General features: G+C 62.5%; 20 protein-coding genes and 1 pseudogene. 15 read left to right on the top strand and 6 right to left on the bottom strand.

Annotated features, from left to right (window positions below; all coding sequences use genetic code 11):
• Positions 1-140: 140 nt before the first annotated feature.
• From AC5O5R_RS16365 to AC5O5R_RS16375, 3 genes and pseudogenes are all read left to right on the top strand, one after another.
• Positions 141-752: pseudogene (locus AC5O5R_RS16365) on the top strand (alpha/beta fold hydrolase); the annotation flags it as partial.
• Positions 753-832: 80 nt separating this feature from the next.
• Entirely contained in the window at positions 833-1441 is a 609-nt protein-coding gene (locus AC5O5R_RS16370; RefSeq protein ID WP_256678439.1) for a sensor histidine kinase, read from the top strand.
• 116 nt (positions 1442-1557) lie between these two features.
• Positions 1558-2751 (top strand): zinc-dependent alcohol dehydrogenase, encoded by a 1194-nt coding sequence (locus AC5O5R_RS16375; protein WP_172221991.1) that lies wholly within the window; start codon positions 1558-1560, stop codon positions 2749-2751.
• A 39-nt stretch (positions 2752-2790) separates the two neighbouring features.
• Here the strand turns inward: AC5O5R_RS16375 and AC5O5R_RS16380 are convergent, their stop codons facing one another.
• Positions 2791-4830, bottom strand: a complete 2040-nt coding sequence (locus AC5O5R_RS16380; protein ID WP_172221988.1) for a hybrid sensor histidine kinase/response regulator — start codon at positions 4828-4830, stop codon at positions 2791-2793.
• A gap of 212 nt (positions 4831-5042) precedes the next feature.
• Positions 5043-5339 (bottom strand): DUF6555 family protein, encoded by a 297-nt coding sequence (locus AC5O5R_RS16385; protein ID WP_172221985.1) that lies wholly within the window; start codon positions 5337-5339, stop codon positions 5043-5045.
• A gap of 203 nt (positions 5340-5542) precedes the next feature.
• Between AC5O5R_RS16385 and AC5O5R_RS16390 the strand changes: the two genes are divergently transcribed.
• Both AC5O5R_RS16390 and AC5O5R_RS16395 read left to right on the top strand, forming a co-directional pair.
• A complete protein-coding gene (locus AC5O5R_RS16390; protein WP_172221982.1) occupies positions 5543-6007 on the top strand; it encodes a PA2171 family ribosome-binding persister protein in 465 nt (154 codons plus the stop codon).
• Positions 6008-6211: 204 nt separating this feature from the next.
• A complete protein-coding gene (locus AC5O5R_RS16395; protein ID WP_172221979.1) occupies positions 6212-7336 on the top strand; it encodes a mechanosensitive ion channel family protein in 1125 nt (374 codons plus the stop codon).
• A gap of 83 nt (positions 7337-7419) precedes the next feature.
• On the opposite strand, the gene xth is transcribed toward AC5O5R_RS16395, so the two are convergent.
• Together xth and AC5O5R_RS16405 are read right to left on the bottom strand one after the other, a co-directional pair.
• Positions 7420-8211: an exodeoxyribonuclease III gene (gene xth / locus AC5O5R_RS16400; RefSeq protein ID WP_172221976.1), complete on the bottom strand. Its 792-nt coding sequence runs from the start codon at positions 8209-8211 to the stop codon at positions 7420-7422.
• Positions 8208-8450: a hypothetical protein gene (locus tag AC5O5R_RS16405; RefSeq protein ID WP_172221973.1), complete on the bottom strand. Its 243-nt coding sequence runs from the start codon at positions 8448-8450 to the stop codon at positions 8208-8210. The genes xth and AC5O5R_RS16405 overlap by 4 nt, the downstream gene beginning before the upstream one ends.
• Before the next feature lie 175 nt (positions 8451-8625).
• Here AC5O5R_RS16405 and AC5O5R_RS16410 point away from each other — a divergent pair, with 175 nt between their 5' ends.
• From AC5O5R_RS16410 to AC5O5R_RS16420, 3 genes are all read left to right on the top strand, one after another.
• On the top strand, positions 8626-9153 hold the full coding sequence (locus AC5O5R_RS16410) for a DUF3455 domain-containing protein (RefSeq protein WP_172221970.1): 528 nt from the start codon (positions 8626-8628) through the stop codon (positions 9151-9153).
• 103 nt (positions 9154-9256) lie between these two features.
• A complete protein-coding gene (locus AC5O5R_RS16415) occupies positions 9257-9805 on the top strand; it encodes a sigma-70 family RNA polymerase sigma factor (protein ID WP_494514536.1) in 549 nt (182 codons plus the stop codon).
• Positions 9802-10500 (top strand): anti-sigma factor, encoded by a 699-nt coding sequence (locus AC5O5R_RS16420; RefSeq protein WP_172221964.1) that lies wholly within the window; start codon positions 9802-9804, stop codon positions 10498-10500. Before AC5O5R_RS16415 ends, AC5O5R_RS16420 begins: the two co-directional genes overlap by 4 nt.
• Positions 10501-10763: 263 nt before the next feature.
• Here AC5O5R_RS16420 and AC5O5R_RS16425 read toward each other — a convergent pair whose 3' ends face one another.
• Together AC5O5R_RS16425 and AC5O5R_RS16430 are read right to left on the bottom strand one after the other, a co-directional pair.
• Positions 10764-11405, bottom strand: a complete 642-nt coding sequence (locus tag AC5O5R_RS16425; RefSeq protein WP_172221961.1) for a DUF1109 domain-containing protein — start codon at positions 11403-11405, stop codon at positions 10764-10766.
• Complete coding sequence (locus AC5O5R_RS16430; RefSeq protein WP_172221958.1) at positions 11392-11979, bottom strand: sigma-70 family RNA polymerase sigma factor; 588 nt, start codon at positions 11977-11979, stop codon at positions 11392-11394. Before AC5O5R_RS16430 ends, AC5O5R_RS16425 begins: the two co-directional genes overlap by 14 nt.
• A gap of 184 nt (positions 11980-12163) precedes the next feature.
• On the opposite strand from AC5O5R_RS16430, the gene AC5O5R_RS16435 reads away from it, so the two are divergent.
• From AC5O5R_RS16435 to AC5O5R_RS16465, 7 genes are all read left to right on the top strand, one after another.
• Positions 12164-12445, top strand: coding sequence for a BufA1 family periplasmic bufferin-type metallophore (locus AC5O5R_RS16435; protein ID WP_172221955.1), 282 nt, complete (start codon positions 12164-12166; stop codon positions 12443-12445).
• A 16-nt stretch (positions 12446-12461) separates the two neighbouring features.
• Positions 12462-13295: an MNIO family bufferin maturase gene (bufB, locus tag AC5O5R_RS16440; protein WP_172221952.1), complete on the top strand. Its 834-nt coding sequence runs from the start codon at positions 12462-12464 to the stop codon at positions 13293-13295.
• The gene (locus AC5O5R_RS16445; RefSeq protein WP_172221949.1) at positions 13292-14041 is read left to right on the top strand and encodes an HvfC/BufC N-terminal domain-containing protein; all 750 of its coding nucleotides are present in this window, start codon (positions 13292-13294) and stop codon (positions 14039-14041) included. The genes bufB and AC5O5R_RS16445 overlap by 4 nt, the downstream gene beginning before the upstream one ends.
• An 11-nt stretch (positions 14042-14052) precedes the next feature.
• A complete protein-coding gene (locus AC5O5R_RS16450; protein ID WP_172221946.1) occupies positions 14053-14520 on the top strand; it encodes a DoxX family protein in 468 nt (155 codons plus the stop codon).
• A 157-nt stretch (positions 14521-14677) separates the two neighbouring features.
• The gene (locus tag AC5O5R_RS16455; RefSeq protein ID WP_172221943.1) at positions 14678-14983 is read left to right on the top strand and encodes a hypothetical protein; all 306 of its coding nucleotides are present in this window, start codon (positions 14678-14680) and stop codon (positions 14981-14983) included.
• Positions 14984-15270: 287 nt separating this feature from the next.
• On the top strand, positions 15271-16254 hold the full coding sequence (locus tag AC5O5R_RS16460; RefSeq protein ID WP_172221940.1) for a DUF1852 domain-containing protein: 984 nt from the start codon (positions 15271-15273) through the stop codon (positions 16252-16254).
• Between the two features lie 29 nt (positions 16255-16283).
• A complete protein-coding gene (locus AC5O5R_RS16465) occupies positions 16284-17318 on the top strand; it encodes a methionine synthase (protein WP_172221937.1) in 1035 nt (344 codons plus the stop codon).
• The last annotated feature ends 110 nt before the right edge of the window (positions 17319-17428 follow it).

Genomic DNA, 17428 nt, shown 5'->3' on the forward strand with positions numbered 1-17428 from the left:
AGGTGTTCATGGTTGGCCTATTCTGACCAGCAACGCCGCACAAACCGTGGCAGGTAACAACCCACTAGCTTGCTAGCCGCCCTGGAACATGGGCACTATCGCCCATTCTGTCATGGACGCTGCTGAGCTCTGGAACCCGCATGAACTTGCCTTCGCGTAACAATGTACATGTTGCTGGCAGCGGCAATGCAACCCTTGTGTTTTCCCACGGTTTTGGCTGCGACCAATCCATGTGGCAGTTTTTGCTGCCTCACTTCCAGGGCCGGTTCCGGCTGGTCACCTATGACCTGGTCGGCGCCGGGCAATCGGACCTGGCGGCCTATGACCGCGAGCAATATGACTCGCTGTGTCGCTACGCCGAAGACCTGAACGAAATCATCACGGCATTTGCCGAGGGCCCGGTAATACTGGTCGGGCACTCAGTCAGCGCAATGATTGGCGCCTTGGCAGACCGCCAGCAGCCAGGGCGCATCGCAGCGCATGTCATGGTCGGCCCGTCGCCCTGTTACATCGACGCGGACGACTACACCGGCGGGTTCAAGGAAGCCGACATCCACGCCCTGCTCGACACCCTCGACAGCAACTACCTGGGCTGGTCGAGCGCCATGGCTCCGGTAATCATGGGCGCCCCGGGGCAGCCTGCGCTGAGCGAGGAACTGACCAACAGCTTCTGTCGCACCGACCCGGATATCGCCAGGCAATTTGCCCGGCTCACCTTCCTGTCGGACAACCGCCAGGACATCCACGGCCTGCCCAGCGGCGGGCGGCCTTTGCCGAGCAGACCGTAGCAATTGCCAGCCACGACCTGAAAAACCCGCTGACCGCGATCAAGATGGCCGCGCAGCTGCTTGCACAGAGCGAACAGCGGGACAGGGAGCGGCGCCTGCTTGGCAGCATCGGCCACTCCTGCGCACGCGCCGAGGGCATGATCGCCGATTTGCTCGACTTCGCCTCGGTAAGGCTCGGCCAGGGCATCACCATCCGCAGCCGCCCCGCCGACCTGAAAAACACGGTGGAGCAGACAATCAGCGAATTGCGCTTGGCCTTTGCCCACGCCCGCATCCGTCACCTTTCCCGCGGGTACGGCCAGATAGACATCGACCCGGACCGGCTGCAGCAGATGATCGGCAACCTGGTGGCAAACAGTGTTGCCTACGGCGACATGACTCACCCGGTCACCATCACCACCGACCTGGCAGGTGACGCGGCAGTGATTGCCGTGCACAACCACGGCACATGCATACCCGAGGCCCTGATCCCGAGCCTGTTCGAACCGATGACCCGCGCCACCGACCAGGACGCCACGGTGCGCTCGGTCGGGCTAGGGTTGTTCATCGTCAGGGAACTGGCCGAAGCCCACGGCGGCGAAATCACCCTCAGCTCGAATACGGTGTCCGGGACCACCTTCAGCATTCGCCTGCCGGCTGGCCGGGCAAGCTGAAGGCTGCGAACCTGGCTGCAGCAACCGGTTACCTGCTTCAGGTGCAGTTCACCTCAACGTTTTCCTGCCTGTTGGCTAACCTGCATATAACAACCGCCCTAGCAGGAGTTGAACGCATGAGAGCACTGACTTACCACGGCGCACAGGACGTCAGGGTCGACACCGTGCCGGACCCGAGCATCAAGGCCGATGACGATGTCATCCTGCGCGTTACCGCCACGGCCATCTGCGGCTCGGACCTGCACCTGTACCACGGCAGGATCCCGCAAACCGAGCCAGGCGACATTTTTGGCCACGAGTTCATGGGCATCGTCGAGGAAAGAGGGCCCGCGGTGACCAACCTGCAGGTCGGGGACCGCGTGGTGATCCCGTTCGTGATCGCCTGCGGCAGTTGCTTCTTCTGCCAGCATGACCTGTTTGCCGCTTGTGAAACCACCAACACCGATCGCGGCGCCATCCCCAGCAAGAAGGTCGTCCCCCCGGGGGCAGCATTGTTCGGCTACAGCCACTTGTACGGCGGCGTACCGGGCGGTCAGGCCGATTACGTGCGGGTGCCCAAGGCCAATTTCGGGCCATTCAAGGTGCCGACCGCCCTGCCCGATGACAAGGTGCTGTTCCTCTCCGACATCCTGCCTACCGCCTGGCAGGCGGTAACCAACGCCCAGGTCGGCAAGGGCTCCACCCTGGCCATCTATGGCGCCGGTCCGGTAGGGCTGCTGAGCGCCGCCTGCGCGCGTATGCTCGGCGCCCAGACCATCTTCATGATCGATAACAACGAATACCGGCTGGCCTTCGCCCGGGATGCCTACGGGGTGATCCCCATCAACTTCCTGGAAGACGACGACCCGGCCGACAGCATCATCCGCCTCACCCCCGGGATGCGCGGGGTGGACGCGGTGATTGATGCGGTAGGTTTCGAAGCCAAGGGCAGCACGGCAGAGAGCGTGCTGACCAGCCTGAAGATCGAGGGCAGCAACGGCAAGGCCCTGCGCCAGAGCCTGGTCGCGGTGCGCCGCGGCGGCGTGGTCAGCGTGCCGGGCGTGTATGCCGGCTACATTCATGGCTTCATGTTTGGCGACGCGTTCGACAAGGGCCTGACATTCAAGATGGGCCAGACACACGTGCAGAAGTACCTGCCCGAGCTGCTCGAGCATATCGAGGCCGGGCGTTTGCAACCGGAGCTGATCGTCACCCATCGCCTGGCGCTGGAGGAAGCCGCCATGGGCTACAAGATGTTCGACCAGAAGAAAGATAATTGCCGCAAGGTGATCCTGGTGCCCGGGGCAACTGCGGGCACATTTGCGGGCTGAGCCTGCACCGGGGCGCGGCCATGCGCAAGCGCCCAGGCCTCATTGGGCGTGCCGTGGCAAGCTGTTGAGGCTGCCGATCAAGGCATCAAGCGTGAACGGCTTGGTCAATACGGCAGCCCCCTGCCCCGGCCAATTCTCATGTGCCGGCTGCGGCTGTGCATAGCCGGTCATGAACAACACCGGCAACCCTGGCCGGGCAATACGCCCGGCTTCGGCCATCTTGCGGCCATCAACGCCGCCGGGCAGGCCGATATCGGTTATCAGCAGGTCGATTCGGGTGTCCGAGCGCAGCAGTTGCAGGCCGGCGAGGCTGTCGGCCGCTTCGATGACCACGTACCCAAGCCCACTGAGGACTTCGCTGACATACATACGTACCGAGCCCTCGTCATCCACCACCAGCACCGTTTCACCCGGCGAGGCTGGGTAGGCGCACGCCGACGCCTGCGGCTCGGGCACTGCCTGGGCGGCACCGCCATGGCCTGGCAGCTGCAGGTACACGCGCGTGCCGTGCCCTGGGGTAGACTCGATCCGTACCTGCCCGCCGGACTGCTTGGCAAAGCCGTATACCATCGACAACCCGAGCCCCGTGCCAGCCCCCACCGGTTTGGTGGTGAAGAACGGTTCGAAGGCTTTGGCCAAGGTTGCCGGGTCCATGCCGGAGCCCTCATCGGCCACGCAAATGGTCAGGTAATCACCTGGGAGGACATCAGGATCGGTGCCGGTTTCGACATGCTGGTCGCATGTCTGTATGCAGATCCGACCCGCCTCACCGACGGCGTCACGCGCATTGATGCACAGGTTGAGCAAGGCGTTTTCCAGTTGTGCCGGGTCGACCAGACAGGTACTCAGGGTGGCTGACAGGTTCACATCAAGCACCACCGCTGGCCCAACGGTACGCCGTATCAGCTCTTCCATGCCGGTGATCAACCCATGCACATCGGTTTGCACCGGGATCAACGTCTGCCGCCTGGCAAATGCCAGCAGCCGATGGGTCAATGCCGCCGCTTTGCGGGTGGCGCCGTAGGCGACCGTCAGGTAACGCTCGACGTCCTCGGCACGGCCCTGCCTGAGCCGCGCACGGATCAGGTCGAGGCTGCCGGCGATACCTGCCAGCAGGTTGTTGAAATCATGTGCGATGCCACCGGTCAGCTGGCCGACCGCTTCCATTTTCTGCGCTTGGCGCAGTGCAGCCTGGGCCTCTTCACGCTCGGCCACGGCTTCGCAGATACGCGCTTCCAGCGTGCGGTTGAGTTCCAGTAGCTGGGCTTCTGCCAGCTTGCGGGCGGTGACGTCGATGGACGAGCCGATCAGCCCGATCACCTCGCCACCGTCGCTGAGCAGTGGCGCCTTGACCGATAGCCAGTGGGTCACCGAGCCATCGGGCATGTCTACCCGCTCCTCGACCTGCACCGACGTGCCCCCAGCCATCACCTGCTGGTCGGTAGCCATCACCTGCCGGGCCTGCTGCTTGTCCTCCAGGAACTCCAGGTCAGTCTTGCCCAGGTAGTATTCCGGTGGCTTGCCGATCAGCTGCGTCGCGCCATGGTTGGCCACCAGCATTCGCCCCTGCCGGTCCTTGGCGTATACCACCCCGGGCACCGCCGCCGTGAAGCTACGCAACATCGCCGATACCCGGTCACGCTCGGCCTCAGCCTCCCGGCGCGAGCCGATGTCCATCAGCACACCAGGGAAGCGCACGGCCCTGCCCTGCTCATCCAGCTCGGCCCGGCCGTTGGCCTCTACCCAGTGGTAGCAGCCATCGTCCTGGCGCACCCGGTATTCACAGCGAAAAGCTCCCCCACGCGCCATGGCGGCCTCGATGGCGCTGGCCACCTGCTGGCGGTCATCCGGATGAATGGAGCCGAATGCTTCTGCCAGCGGCATGCCGGCCAGGCACCTTTCTACCGGCAAACCGAATGAACGGGAAAAACGCTCGTCGGCTGTCACGCGATCGTTGGGGATGTCCCACACCCAGGTGCCAATGATCGCACCCGCGTCCAGCGCCAGCTGCAGCCGCTCTGCTGTTTGCGCAGCGCACGCCTGGCCACTGGCGGTGCCGTCAGGGGTATCGCGTTCCATGGGTTGACCTCGAGCATCGGAAAAAGGCGCGGCCCGCGCAACCGGGCCCTCAGCCTACACGATACATGATGCGGGGCAGGCAAATGGTGGGAAAGCTACTTGCGCAGCGCCTCGGGATCGACCAGCTTGCGCACCCTGCCGCCGCCCCGGTCCCGAAGCGAAGATGCGGGGGCAACGGCAGCAGTGGATTCTCTGCGCTCGATGAACAACAGTCATGACTTGTCGCCGTTACCAACGGCAAACTTCTTCATGTCCACGGGCGGTGCGACAAACTCCGGCCCTTGGCCTGATGGCCGCCACCTTACATTGGAAATGCCATAACGCTCAGCCATGGGCCGGCTGACTTTCTTGATCTTGTGCTGACCAAAGCGAGGGATGATCCCCACCCCGGCGTCACAACTCGCCCAGTGCCATGCCTCGGTGTTGTCCATGCGCTCCATGCGAATGATGAATGTCCTGAATTCTCCGTGAAGCTCGTATTCGATCACATACAGTTGCTGCCCTGCCATTGGATTCTCCTCCATCAAACCCTGGCTAATTGAGCCGGCAGAACGAGAAAAGATTCCATTTATTTTGACCCCTCAGTCACTGCTGCACCCGCCGCGCGCAGGCAAGCGAACCGGCGCCAGCCATCACTGGCGCGGAACCTTGCCGGCAGGCCCCCACTCAACCTCTTGCAACCGTGATTTTTCCCAGCCGCGAGAGGTTACCCATGAACGCTATCGAATTGCTGATTCAGGACCATCACCTGGTTAAAAAGCTGTTGGAGGAACTGTCCTCCACCACTGAACGCGCCGTGAAAAAGCGCGCCGAACTGCTGGAGCGGATCAAGCAGGAAGTCTCCATCCATACCCGGCTTGAAGAGGACATCCTCTACCCCGCCATCAAACAGGCCGGGGGCAAGGAAGAGGCGAAGATGTATTACGAGGCCAAGGAAGAGCACCGTACCGTCGACTCGCTGGTGCTGCCTGACCTGGAAGGCACTGAAACCGGCACCGTGGAGTTCGCCGGCCGGGTCAAGGTGATGAAGGAGCTGCTGGAACACCATATCGAGGAAGAAGAAAGCGAACTGTTCCCGACCGCTCGCAAGTTGTTGGGCAAGCAGGAACTCGAAGACATGGGCCAGGCCATGGAAGCACAGAAGAAGCTGCTCAAGGGCGAGCAGCGCGCTGCCTGATACCTGCCCGGTCCTTTACCCGGGCATGTTGCGTTGCAGCATGCCCGGCGTGCAGAAATCCGATCGAACTACCTCTCCCCGGCCCGGCCCAACCCGTGTAGGCGCAGTTTTAGCCGCAAACACGGGCCCATCCGCAAGTCACTGTGTCGCGGCCTGCCCGCCCCTACCGTCACCGCTAATTCCCGCAGGAGGAGGCAACCCCTCATGAGTGATCGTCTCATCGCAATGTTCACCGACAACACCCTGTTCGGTATCTCCATTCTCAACCTGTTGCTGGCCCTGACCGTTTCCGTCGTGACCTTTTTGGTGGCCCGTGCAGCCATCAGCTTCGTGCAGCGGCGGGTCAGGCGCTGGTCCGAACACGACGGTGTGTTAAGCCAGGTGTTGGCCAAAGTGCTCGCCGGCACCAGCAACTTCCTGCTGTTTCTGGCCTCGCTATTGGTGGGGTTGAGCATGCTCGACCTGCCCGAGCGCTGGCTGACGCGGGTGGGTAGCCTGTGGTTCGTGGTCGCGGCCCTGCAGATCGGGCTGTGGGCCAACCGCGCCATCGGCCTGGGCCTGAGCCGGTATTTTGCGCGCCATGGCGGCGACGGCCTGAACCAGGGCAGCGCACTGGCCACCCTGTCCGCCTGGGGCGCGAGGGTTCTGCTGTGGTCGGTGGTGGTGCTGGCCATGCTGTCCAACCTGGGCGTCAACATCACCGCCTTCGTCGCCAGCCTCGGGGTAGGTGGTATCGCCGTTGCACTGGCGGTGCAGAACATCCTTGGCGACCTGTTCGCTTCGCTGTCGATCGCCGTCGACAAACCGTTCGAGGTGGGCGACTTCATCGTCATCGGGCCGTTGGCCGGCACCGTGGAGCACGTCGGCCTGAAGACCACGCGCATCCGCAGCCTGGGCGGCGAGCAGATCGTCATGGCCAACGCCAGCATGATCGGCAGCACCATCCAGAACTACAAACGCCTGCATGAACGGCGCATCGTGTTCGAGTTCGGCCTGTCCTACGACACCCCCACCGAAGCGGTGAAGAAAGCCCCCGGCATAGTCGAGGAGGCGATCAAGGCCCAGGACCAGGTACGCTTCGACCGCGCCCATTTGCGCGGTTTTGGCAAAGAAGCGCTGGAGTTCGAATGTGTGTATATCGTCAAGGACCCTGGCTACAACCTGTACATGGACATCCAGCAGGCCATCAACTTCCGGCTGCTTGAGCGGTTTGGCAAAGTCGGCGCCAAGTTTGCGGTGCCGGTGCGGGCGATCAAGGTTACCGCCCTGCCGCAGGACACCGGGCTGCATGCGCAGGGGCGCGACGGGCTGGGGTTGCGGGGGGCTTGAATAGCGTGGGGCTGGCAGGTGCTCGCTGCATATCTTGCGGCAAGCACCTATAACCCCTGATGCAACTCGCCAGATCACCTCCCTTACCGACGCCGGGCACCCAGCTCGATCCACACCGGCGCATGATCACTGGCCTTCACCTCATTGCGCACCCAAGCATCGACCCCGGCCCGCTTCAGATACGGTGCAAGGTCGGGGTTGAGCAGCAGGTGATCGATACGCAACCCGGCGTTGCGCGCCCAGTGGTTACGGAAATAATCCCAAAAGGTGTAAACACGCTCGTCCGGGTGCAGATGCCGAAGGGCATCGACCCAGCCCTGCTCCAGCAGCTGTTCGAAACACCCACGCGACTCTGGCTGCAAAAGCGCGTCCTTCAACCAGGAACGTGGGTTGTAGATGTCCATGTCGGTGGGCACCACGTTGAAATCGCCTGCCAGCAGCGTCGGGTGACCGTTACCGTACAACCCCCGCGCATGCTCGATAAGGGCGTGAAACCAGCGCAGCTTGTAATCGAACTTCGGCCCAGGCTGCGGGTTGCCGTTGGGCAGGTAAAGGCAGGCCACCAGCACCCCGTGAACCGCGGCCTCCAGGTAGCGGCTCTGGCTATCATCTTCCATGCCTGGCAGGCCGCGCCGGACCTCCAGGGGTTCGCTGTCACGCGCCAGGATGGCCACACCGTTCCACGAAGGCTGGCCGTGATACAAACAACCGTAACCGGCCGCCTCCAGTGCCTGCTGCGGAAACTGCGGGTCCGCGGCCTTTAGCTCCTGCAAGCAAGCGATATCAGGCTTCTCCCGCTCCAGCCAGGCCAGCAGGGCAGGCAGCCGGCTGCGGATACCATTGATGTTGAAAGTGGCAATCTTCAGCGCTTTCATGCGTCCGGGTCGCTTACGTGCGCCTGCACGGCATCTTCGACTGCGCCCAAATGCGCCTCGTCGGCCAGCGCCTTTAGCGCCAGCCAGTCGTCCCACTCGATGGCACCATCGTCACGCAGGGCTTCTGCGGTGCGGAGCAGCTCATGGTGGTAGGCATCCGGTGATTCGCGCCGGTAGCTGATGTCGTCGTACTGGGCATACCAGGCTTCAAGCTCAGGGATGCTGCGTTCAATACTCATGACCAAGGCCTCACTGTACCCTTTCATGTGAGAGGCCCATCATCGGCTGACGTTCAACTGCAACGCCTCGGTAGCGATTCATCTGCGACCAGTGCATCCAATTTGCCTGCTGGCGGGTATTGGTAGTGGGCGGCCTGTGCTCGCCCAGCCAAATGACCTTTCAGGAGCATTGCCCATGAACGCCAGAACCCGCGCCTGCCTGCTAGCCTGCAGCCTCGCCATGGCAGCGCCAGCCGCCCTCGCCCAAGCCACGTTGCCCGATGCCGTCAAGGTGCCCGATGGCCATCGCGTCATGCTGGAAACCATCGGCGTCGGCGAAATCACCTATGAGTGCCGTGACAAGGCCAGCACCCCCGGCCAGACCGAATGGGCATTCGTCGGCCCCAAAGCGGTGCTGAACGACCGGGCTGGCAAAGCGCTGGGCGAATACTTCGGCCCACCCGCCACCTGGCAAGCCAAGGATGGCTCGAAAGTCACCGGCACCCAGTTGGCGGTAGCCCCGGCCGGCACCAGTGCCCTGCCCTATCAGCTGGTCAAGGCCAACCCGACCGAAGGCCAGGGTGCCATGCAAGGTGTCAGCTATATCCAGCGCCTGGCCACTCAAGGTGGCGTGGCCCCGGCCAGTGGTTGCACCGCGCAGGACAAGGGCACACGGCAACAAGTCAAGTACCAGGCCGACTATGTGTTCTGGACGGCGAAATGAAGGCCGCTTGAGCAGACACCTGGCAATCGATCATCTACGCTCGTTGGCAAGCCCCCGGCCGGATGGCCGGGGTACCTGGCATGACTCAAGGAAGCCGCACTCGTTGAACTCGCCTGCAGTCCCTTTCGACTTCCAACGCTGCCTGCAGGCCTGTGCGCAGGGCGATCGCCCCGCCTTGCAGGCGCCTTATGATCACGAAGGCGCACGTCTGCTGGGCGTTGCCCGGCGCATCGTGCAGGATGACGCCACGGCCGAAGACATCGTCCACGATGCGTTCATCCGTATCTGGACCCGCGCCGCCAGTTTCGACCCGGCCCGCGGCTCGGCGCGGGGCTGGATCTACAGCATCACCCGCCATCTGGCGCTGAATTCGATCCGTGCTAGCCGCAGGGAAACCGAGTTTGACGACGTCGAGGTTGATGCTGCGCTGGCAATGCGCGGTGGGCTGGATGGGATGGACCTCTGGTCAGGCTCGGCAAAGATCTACCGCTGCCTCGAGCAATTACAGCCCGCGCCGCAGCGCTGCATCCTGCATGCCTATGTGGATGGCTGCAGCCACGCCGAGATCGCCAGCCTGCTGGGCGCGCCGCTGGGCACCGTCAAGGCGTGGATCAAGCGCAGCCTCAAGGCGTTGCGGGAGTGCCTGGAATGAAGCCCGATGCTATCGAAGCACTGCACGCCCTTGCCGGGGAGTATGTGCTGGGAACCTTGCCACCCGAGCTACATGCCGCCATAGCCGAGCGCCTGAGCGCAGACCCCGCCTTGCGCGCCGCCGTGGATGCCTGGGAAGCCCGCCTGCTGCCGCTGACCGAGCTGGCCACCGCGCGGCCGCCGAGTGCGCGCCTGTGGGGCCGTATCCAGCGCAGTCTCGATGAGCTGCCTGCACCCGCCAGGGCATCGCAGCTCGGCTGGTGGCAACGTCTTGGCCTGTGGCAAGGCCTAAGCGCCGCCGGCTTGGCTGCAAGCCTGCTACTGGCGTTTACCTTGCTGACCACCCCGGCCCCCACAACCCGTTACCTGGTGGTACTGGTGGCGCCAAGCAGCCAGGCCCCTGGCTGGGTCGTGCAGGCCAGCGACAGCCGGGTGATCGAGCTGATCCCGCTGGGGCGCGATGCGGTCCCAGAGGGCATGGCCTTACAGTTCTGGACCAAGGGTGAACAGTGGCAGGCGCCTGTTTCTCTGGGCCTGGTCAAACCGGGCGAGCCCTACCGCGTGCCGCTGCAGAGCCTGCCCCCGCTGGAGGCCAACCAGCTGTTCGAGCTGACCCTGGAGAAGGCTGGCGGCTCGCCTTCAGGCCTGCCTACCGGCCCGGTGAAGTTCATTGGTCGCGCAGTAAAAGTGATATGACCCAGTGGCTCCCTGGCTAGCTCTGCGCTTCACGGTAGCCAGGTTCAGTGGACCGTATATCCAGACTCTGAAAGCGCATCGGTCAGCAACATGCGCACGGTCGGTTCATCATCCACCAGCAGGATGGTTTCTGCATGCTGGGTAACGGGAGCGGCCAGAGTCATCGGGTCAAGCTCACCACCAGGCGCGTTACCCGCCTACCTGGGGAGTAGATCAGCACGGTGCAGCCCAGGCCAACTTCGGGCTCCATGCGCACCTGGCAGCTACCAACGCAGCAAGCGTGGCCCCAGCAGCGCCCCCAGCACGGTGGGCAGCGCCATCCCCAACACGTACCACACACCCCAGAACGGTACCTCCATCTCAGGGCAATGCAGGCAGTACGCCAATGTGGCAACAGCACCGGCCAACAGCCCCCCCGCTGCGCCGGCCCGGCGCAACTGGGTCGGCGCCAGGCCGCGCAAGGCCCAGAACACCGCCGCCAGCGCCGGAATGCCAAGCAAGCCAATGTTCAATGCACAGGTACGCCAGGTACGTCCCAGCATCAACTCGGCACGCGATTCGACCGGCGCACCGACCAACGCCATCGCCCCGCCCAGCCATACCAGCACGATGGGCAGGGCCAATACCACCCAGGCCGCGCCGCCGTTCACCCCCGGGCGCGCCAGGCGACTACACAGCCACAATGCCGCCGCCGCCAGGCTTGCCGGCAGCGCCAGCCTGGCCCAGAACAGCGGTAGCCGCGCCACGTCGGCAAGGTCCGCGCGCACGCCGTACACCGCCATCATCAACAGCAGCGCGCCCAGGCCGCCGGCAATCAGCGCCAGGGCAAAGCGCCGGGCCAGGGCATGCCGCGGTCCAGGCACCTCGCCCTTGGCCAGCAGGCCGATCAAATCAATGGTCTTCATTGTCTGGTTTGCCTCGTATCATTTTCGCCAACGCCTTGAGCCCACGGTGGATGCCAACCTTGACCGCCGAGCTGGACAACCCGGTCAGCCTGGCCGTCTGCTCGACACTGAGGCCTTCGAGCTTGACGTGCTGGATCGGCAGCCGCTGGCGGTCGGGCAGGCTTCGCAGCAGCAACCCCAGGTCACGGCTGGCCTCCTGTGGCTGGTCGTCCTCGCTGGCGAACAGGGCCTGCTCTTCGTCCAGCGGTTCGTGCAGTGCTTCGTGGCGGGCAAAGGCGCGCCAGTGATCGGCCAGCTTGTAGCGCGCGATGGCCTGCACCCACGCGGTCAGCGGCTGCCCGGGCAGGTAGGTATGGCGGGCATTGTGCACCGCAAGCAATACCTCTTGCAGCAGGTCTTCGACCTCATGCGGGCGCCCGGCCAGGCGCCGGCGTAAAAAGGCCCGCAAATGTACCGCCAGCGCACTCAGGAACGCCCGGTACGCCTGCTCGTCACCCTGCATGCCATGCAACAGCAATTGCTGCAGCTGCGCCTCGCGTGCGTTCAAGTGTGCCTGAGGGGTAGTTCGCGGCATGAGCGGTCCTGGTTACACCCCGTAGGAAAAATGCGACCGGTGGTGTGCTTCACAACGTTAGGAGAGCCCTTGGCAAACCTCAAAAAATATTTTTTGCCTGCTGTAACCCGAACCGCACGGATGACGAACTGATGGATGAGCCGAGGGGAACCGCCACCGGCCTTGCCACTTCTGGAGATCCACCATGAACAACTTCGCCCTTGCCGCTGCTGCCGTTGCCCTCGCCACCCTGGCCGGCACCGCCGTGGCAGCCGACACCAAGGCGCCTGCTGGCGCCGCCATGGAAAAATGCTACGGCGTGGCCATGGCCGGGAAAAACGACTGCAAGGCGGGTGCTGGCACCTCTTGCGCCGGCAGTGCCAAGCAGGACTATGACGGCATGCACTGGAAAAACGTGCCCGCTGGTACCTGTACCTCGATCAAGACGCCCAACGGCATGGGCTCGCTGACCCCGATCAAGTCCTGAGCGAAGGCCGCCGACCATGAACGCATTGCACACGCTGGGTGCCGGGCTGAGCCTCAAGGCCGAGCACTATGCACAGGCACTGGGCTGTGACACCGAGCACCTGTGGTTCGAGGTGCACCCGGAAAACTACATGGTCGGCGGCCCACGGCTCGCCTGGCTGGAGCGTATCGGCGCCGGCCACCCGCTATCACTGCACGGGGTCTCGCTGTCCCTTGCAGCCGCTGCGCCCCCCGACCCACTGCACCTGCAGCGCCTGGCAGCGCTGGTGCAACGCCTGCAACCGGCACTGGTGTCGGAACACCTGGCCTGGTCAACCTGGCGCGGCCACTATCACCCCGACCTGCTGCCGTTTCCGCGCAGCAGCGAGGCCCTGCGGCGTATCACCGACAATATCCAGCGTACCCAGGATGCACTCGGCCGGCCTATCGCGGTCGAGAACCCCAGCCATTACCTGAGCCTGGAGGGCCACGACTACGCCGAAGTCGAGTTCCTTGCCGAACTGGTGCAGCACACCGGCTGTGGCTTGTTGCTGGACGTCAACAACGTGCATGTCAGCGCCCACAACCTGGGTTTCTCTGCCGAAGCCTATCTTGACCGCTTCCCTGCCGAGGCCATTGTCGAGATCCACCTGGCCGGGTACAGCCACGACGCCGACTCGGCATTACTGATCGACTCTCACGACGCCCCTGTCAGCGAAGCGGTCTGGGCCCTGTTCCAACGCCTGGTCGGGCGCATCGGCCCACGGCCGACACTGATCGAACGTGACGACCACCTGCCCGGGTTCGATAGCCTGCTGGCTGAACGCGATGTGGCCCAGGCCATTCTCAGCCTGTCACGGAGGCCGGCATGAACCGCACATTGGCGCATTTTCAGGACACCTTCATCCAGGCCCTGTACCACGGCAGCGCAACCGGCGTTGCCGCGCAACCCGGCTTCGCGGTGTACCGCAACACCGTGTTCAAGGGCTGTGTTGACGCCCTCTGCGACAACTTCCCCAGCGTCGAACGGCTGGTCGGTCGCGACTGGCTGGCCGACGTGGCTGGCCGCTACGCCCGCCAGTACCCGCCGCCTGATGCGCGGCTGATTGCCTACGGCGAAACCTTTGCCGACTACCTGGCCCCCTTCGCCTGCGCCAACGGGCTGACCTACCTGGCCGACGTCGCCCGGCTGGACTGGCTGTGGTTGCAAGCATTCTGCGCCGAGCAGGCACCCGCCCTGGACGTGGCCGAACTCGCCGGGATGACCGCCAGCGACCTTGCCCGCTGTACCTTGCAGCCGCGGCGCAGCGCACGCTGGCAGTGGTTCGCAGAGCATCCGGTGTACACCCTCTGGCACCATAACCGGCTGGCGCAGCCGTTGCCGGAGCACATCGCCTGGCATGGCGAAGGCGTGTTGCTGGTGGGCGACGTCGAGGGTGTTGGCTGGCAGGCGTTGACCGAGGGCGCCTGCGCGTTTCTGGATGCCTGTGCCAACGGGCATGACCTGGACCGGGCCTCGGCCCTGGCACTGCAGGCCGAACCCGGCCTGGACTTCAATGCGTTGCTGGGTAGCCTGCTTGGGGCCCAGGCACTCGCCCCACTGTCCCTGCCCCGTTGAAGGAGGCTGCCATGCACATTTCCCCCACCACAACCGCCAGCCCCGGCCTGCGTCAGCACTGGAACCGGCTTGCCGAATGGCTGCAAGGCTTGTTGGGCGACTCGGTACTGTGCCTGATCGCGCGGCTGGGGATTGCCTCGGTGTTCTTCCTGTCCGGGCGGACCAAGGTCGAGGGCGTGCTTACCATCACCCCGAGCACCTATGAGCTGTTTCAAAGTGAATACGCCTTGCCGCTGATTCCTTCACACCTTGCCGCGCACCTGGCCACTTATGCCGAGCACCTGTTCCCGCTGCTGCTGGTGCTGGGGTTGTTCACCCGCCTCTCGGCTCTGGCGCTGCTGGGCATGACCACGGTGATCGAGGTGTTTGTCTACCCGGATGCCTGGCCGACACACCTGACCTGGGCAGGGCTGTTGCTGCTGCTGGTGGCCAAGGGCGCCGGCCGCCTCTCACTCGATCGTTGGTTGGGTATCCGCTGAAACGCAGCGTGGCCGCTGGGTTTTCAGCCGCTAAATACCGGGCCGAAGGTCGTTAAAGCGTCTCGTCAGAAAAGCCGCAATGTTTTGCACTTCACCGGGCTTTGCGCAGGTCACAACTGAACACAGAACTTCCTGTGTTGACTTGAGGTAAGCGATCATGGCTAACAACCAAGACAAAGGCGCAAATCAAGGCGGCACCGCCAATACCGATGTCGGCAAGGCAGGCCAGCAAGGCGGCCATGGCGCCGGTGGCGACATGACTCAAAATCAGAAAGGCGGCCAGCAAGGCGGGCAGATGCCCGACGACAAGATGAACAAGGACTGGGATAAATCCAAGGAAGCCGGCCGCCAAGGTGGACAAGCGGGCGAAAGCCACGGCAACAAGGACCAGGCATCTGATGCCGGGCGGATGGGTGGCCAGCGCGGGCAGGACGCCGGGCAAAAAAAAGACGGTGAGCGTTGATCAAGCGTGCCTGATGCCCTGGCGGCAATAGCTGCCGCCGTGCTGTAGGCCCCGGTCGATGAGCCGGGGCCATCTTCAACTGACTTACCCAACATGAACAGTACTAAAAAGCCTGTGAAATCTATTCATTACCCTTCAATGACTACCCCCGCCTAAACTACGTCTCATCATAAACACTCAAGAGACTACTGAGCGAAAGTCCCAGGGATGGAAGCTGGGAAGCGCTGGCTGAATGATCACACTATCAAATTACGCCAGCACCTCAGGCATCAGGACACCCGTTCACCATGAATAACGAACCTCGGTTTACCCTCAAGCGTATTGTTTTCGACGAACATTATCACCCCGCCGAAAATACTCGCTTCACTACCAATTTTGCCAACTTGGCCAGGGGCGCCAATCGCCAGGAAAACCTGCGCAACACCCTGAAGATGATCGATAATCGCTTCAATACCCTGGCTCATTGGGACAATCCAGAAGGTGATCGCTACTCTGTCGAACTTGAAATAATCTCGGTCGAAATGAACCTTGCCGCCCAACAGTGCAGCACTGCTCTGCCCCTGATAGAGATATTGAAAGCCGACATTTTCGACCGTGCAACCAACACGCGTATCGGGGGGATGGTCGGGAACAATTTCTCTTCTTACGTGCGCGATTACGACTTCAGTGTGCGCCTGCTGGAGCACAATAAAAACCGCACACATTTCAGCACCCCCGATGATTTTGGCGATTTGCATGGCAAGCTGTTCAAGTGCTTCGTCAATTCCGACACCTACAAGCAGCACTTCGACAAGCCACCCGTTATCTGCCTGAGCGTATCGAGCAGCAAGACCTATCACCGCACCGAGAACCAGCACCCGGTGCTCGGCTTTGAATACCTGCAGGATGCCTACTCCCTGACGGACGACTACTTCAACAAGATGGGTTTGAAAGTTCGCTATTTCATGCCGCCGAACAGTGCCGCGCCGCTGGCTTTCTATTTCTCCGGCGACCTGCTGGCTGATTACACCAACCTGGAGCTGATCAGCACCATCAGCACCATGGATACGTTCCAGAAAATTTACCGACCTGAAATCTACAACGCCAATTCGGCAGCCGGAAAGTGCTACCAGCCCAGCCTGCAGCACCAGGACTACTCACTCACGCGCATTGTCTATGACCGCGCAGAGCGTAGCCGCCTGGCTATCGAGCAGGGCAAATATGCCGAAGAGCAATTTGTCAAACCCTATCAAGCCACGCTAGAGCAGTGGTCTGCTCGCCACGCGCATTGATCACACTCTAAAACATCAGGTCATCTGTCATGAACACACTGCTACCCACCTCCACTGCCGGCAGCTTGCCGAAACCGTCCTGGCTTGCACAACCTGAAACACTGTGGTCACCCTGGAAATTGCAAGACCAACAACTCCGTGAAGGCAAACAGGATGCCTTGCGCCTGGCATTGCACGATCAGCAGCACGCTGGCATCGATATCGTCAGTGACGGTGAGCAAACCCGCCAGCATTTTGTAACCACGTTTATCGAGCATCTCAGCGGTGTCGATTTCGAGCAACGTGAAACCGTTAGAATTCGTGATCGCTATGATGCCAGCGTACCGACGGTCGTGGGCGCTGTCGCCCGGCAAAAGCCGGTGTTTGTCGAGGATGCCAAGTTCCTGCGCCAGCAAACCTCGCAACCCATAAAATGGGCGCTGCCAGGTCCCATGACCATGATCGATACGCTGTATGACGCCCACTATAAAAGCCGAGAAAAACTGGCTTGGGAATTTGCCAGGATCCTCAACCAAGAAGCCAGGGAACTCGAAGCCGCCGGCGTTGATATCATCCAGTTCGATGAACCCGCATTCAATGTGTTCTTCGACGAGGTGAATGACTGGGGCGTCGCTACTCTGGAGCGCGCCATTGAAGGCCTGAAATGCGAAACGGCGGTGCACATCTGCTATGGCTATGGCATCAAAGCCAATACAGACTGGAAAAAGACCCTGGGGTCGGAATGGCGACAATACGAAGAAGCCTTCCCCAAACTGCAACAGTCCAGCATCGATATCATTTCCCTGGAGTGCCACAACTCGCATGTCCCAATGGACCTGCTTGAGCTGATCCGCGGCAAGAAAGTCATGGTCGGGGCCATCGATGTAGCTACCCATACCATTGAAACACCAGAGGAAGTGGCCAACACCCTGCGCAAGGCACTTCAGTTCGTGGACGCCGACAAGCTCTTCCCTTGCACCAACTGCGGCATGGCGCCGTTACCTCGCCAGGTAGCCCGCGGCAAACTCCACGCGTTAAGTGCAGGCGCGGAAATTGTCCGCAAAGAGCTCTTGAGCTCGCGCTGAGCCCTGCAGGCTTTCTGAATTTTGCGCATGACAGTTGTTCCTACACTGCCAGCACCGCCCGATACAGCCGCTCGTGCTGGCACCATGCATGATCTCGGTTCACCTGTGGG

This window comes from Pseudomonas sp. 8_5_2, assembly GCF_059295255.1.

What these genes read in the sequence shown, in the direction of transcription:
- AC5O5R_RS16370 (WP_256678439.1), top strand. Translation starts at nt 833, where the DNA reads ATGGCCGCGCAGCTGCTTGCACAGAGCGAACAGCGGGACAGGGAGCGG.
- AC5O5R_RS16375 (WP_172221991.1), top strand. Translation starts at nt 1,558, where the DNA reads ATGAGAGCACTGACTTACCACGGCGCACAGGACGTCAGGGTCGACACC.
- AC5O5R_RS16380 (WP_172221988.1), bottom strand. Translation starts at nt 4,830, where the DNA reads ATGGAACGCGATACCCCTGACGGCACCGCCAGTGGCCAGGCGTGCGCT.
- AC5O5R_RS16385 (WP_172221985.1), bottom strand. Translation starts at nt 5,339, where the DNA reads ATGGCAGGGCAGCAACTGTATGTGATCGAATACGAGCTTCACGGAGAA.
- AC5O5R_RS16390 (WP_172221982.1), top strand. Translation starts at nt 5,543, where the DNA reads ATGAACGCTATCGAATTGCTGATTCAGGACCATCACCTGGTTAAAAAG.
- AC5O5R_RS16395 (WP_172221979.1), top strand. Translation starts at nt 6,212, where the DNA reads ATGAGTGATCGTCTCATCGCAATGTTCACCGACAACACCCTGTTCGGT.
- xth (WP_172221976.1), bottom strand. Translation starts at nt 8,211, where the DNA reads ATGAAAGCGCTGAAGATTGCCACTTTCAACATCAATGGTATCCGCAGC.
- AC5O5R_RS16405 (WP_172221973.1), bottom strand. Translation starts at nt 8,450, where the DNA reads ATGAGTATTGAACGCAGCATCCCTGAGCTTGAAGCCTGGTATGCCCAG.
- AC5O5R_RS16410 (WP_172221970.1), top strand. Translation starts at nt 8,626, where the DNA reads ATGAACGCCAGAACCCGCGCCTGCCTGCTAGCCTGCAGCCTCGCCATG.
- AC5O5R_RS16420 (WP_172221964.1), top strand. Translation starts at nt 9,802, where the DNA reads ATGAAGCCCGATGCTATCGAAGCACTGCACGCCCTTGCCGGGGAGTAT.
- AC5O5R_RS16425 (WP_172221961.1), bottom strand. Translation starts at nt 11,405, where the DNA reads ATGAAGACCATTGATTTGATCGGCCTGCTGGCCAAGGGCGAGGTGCCT.
- AC5O5R_RS16430 (WP_172221958.1), bottom strand. Translation starts at nt 11,979, where the DNA reads ATGCCGCGAACTACCCCTCAGGCACACTTGAACGCACGCGAGGCGCAG.
- AC5O5R_RS16435 (WP_172221955.1), top strand. Translation starts at nt 12,164, where the DNA reads ATGAACAACTTCGCCCTTGCCGCTGCTGCCGTTGCCCTCGCCACCCTG.
- bufB (WP_172221952.1), top strand. Translation starts at nt 12,462, where the DNA reads ATGAACGCATTGCACACGCTGGGTGCCGGGCTGAGCCTCAAGGCCGAG.
- AC5O5R_RS16445 (WP_172221949.1), top strand. Translation starts at nt 13,292, where the DNA reads ATGAACCGCACATTGGCGCATTTTCAGGACACCTTCATCCAGGCCCTG.
- AC5O5R_RS16450 (WP_172221946.1), top strand. Translation starts at nt 14,053, where the DNA reads ATGCACATTTCCCCCACCACAACCGCCAGCCCCGGCCTGCGTCAGCAC.
- AC5O5R_RS16455 (WP_172221943.1), top strand. Translation starts at nt 14,678, where the DNA reads ATGGCTAACAACCAAGACAAAGGCGCAAATCAAGGCGGCACCGCCAAT.
- AC5O5R_RS16460 (WP_172221940.1), top strand. Translation starts at nt 15,271, where the DNA reads ATGAATAACGAACCTCGGTTTACCCTCAAGCGTATTGTTTTCGACGAA.
- AC5O5R_RS16465 (WP_172221937.1), top strand. Translation starts at nt 16,284, where the DNA reads ATGAACACACTGCTACCCACCTCCACTGCCGGCAGCTTGCCGAAACCG.